This window comes from Pseudoalteromonas thalassia (genome assembly GCF_049257215.1).
GTDB lineage: Bacteria > Pseudomonadota > Gammaproteobacteria > Enterobacterales > Alteromonadaceae > Pseudoalteromonas > Pseudoalteromonas lipolytica_C.
Map to the genome: position 1 here is coordinate 1 of NZ_JBMMUE010000032.1, position 1,341 is coordinate 1,341.

General features: G+C 38.3%; 1 protein-coding gene. It reads right to left on the reverse strand.

The features are described 5' to 3' along the window. Window positions 1-219: 219 nt before the first annotated feature. Window positions 220-1,257, reverse strand: coding sequence for an IS110 family RNA-guided transposase (locus tag AAEU31_RS20235; protein ID WP_235404649.1), 1,038 nt, complete (start codon window positions 1,255-1,257; stop codon window positions 220-222). Window positions 1,258-1,341: the final 84 nt, after the last annotated feature.

Genomic DNA, 1,341 nt, shown 5'->3' on the forward strand with positions numbered 1-1,341 from the left:
CTTATATGGACTCCCCATTTTTTGTCAACGGAGTATTTATTAAATAAAGATTAGATGCTGGCTTATATACGGACTCTATTTGGGGAGCTACCCCCGGTCACTTTAATGTATTCGCCCCTTTATGACTTTTCTCTGTGACGGTATTTTCTACCTGAACACGGAACAGTCTCTTAAAGGTCAGTCTTACCCTGGTTTTAAACGCTCTTTATTGACAATAATTTAAGCTGTTAACAACTTTGGCTGATAACATTCGTTTTTCTTTAGCATGGCAAATGCAGTTCTGATTGTTTTATTCGCCAATGCTATTGCTGCCACTTTCTTACCGCGTCTTGCAATCAACTTTTTAAGCCATTCATCCTTTTCTGTGCGACTCGCTCTCTTTATAACATTTGAAACAACAGCTAGTGCACCTTGATATAACGTGCTACGTAACTTCTTGTTTGCTGATTTTTTTGAAATTGAGCCAATTTTTTCTTTGCCACCAGAGCTATGCTGCACAGGCGTTAATCCTGCACAGGCAGACGCTTCTCGTCCATTTTTAAAGTGCTCTATACAACTAAAGTAAACTTTCAACATCATTGAACCTACTGGTCCAACGCCTTCCAATTTTGACAGCCGCTCGCATACTTCATCATTTTTGATTTCTTCTTCAATTAGCTTTTCTAGCGCTATAATTTCTTTAACAACTCTTTTGAATTGTTCATTTACTATTTTTAGAGATGCTCTAAATGCCATAGGTACATTAAAACTTGTATCCTCGAGCAAACTTTCCACTGCATCTATTAACTTACTATCAGACTTGGCTATAGGGATGCCAAGTTCCAACAAACAGCCTCGCTGTAGGTTCCCCAAGGCCACTTTTTGTTTTACAAAATGCTCTCTCATTGCTGATATGGATTGTAAGCACTGCTCATTTACACTTAATAATCTACTCGGCTTAACCGTTGGTTGCTGAGCTGCAATACCAATAGCCAAAGCATCATTCGCATCTGTTTTTTGGCCTTGTCTAAATGCTTTTACGACGCGTGCAGACATAGGTTTAACTATATGGCCAGCCTCTTTCGCTTTTCTTGCCCAATAATGCGTACCACCACATGATTCCATTGCTACTAATGATTGTTTTTCTGATACCAATAACTGAAGTAGTTTTTGTCTAGATACTTCTTTGTTGTATATAACTTGTCGCTCTTTACCTATTTTACAAACTTGATAATTATTTTTTGCTAAATCAATCGCAATAACGTTAAGATTCACCATGTATGGACTCCTTTTGTAAAAGTTTTGTCGCTTATTACGTTACCCCCCTGTGGGAGGGGAGTCCATACATCTCTGTGGTTCAAA

Bases quoted from the DNA above. Each gene is read 5' to 3' on its own strand.
- AAEU31_RS20235 (WP_235404649.1), bottom strand. From the start codon at position 1,257: ATGGTGAATCTTAACGTTATTGCGATTGATTTAGCAAAAAATAATTAT.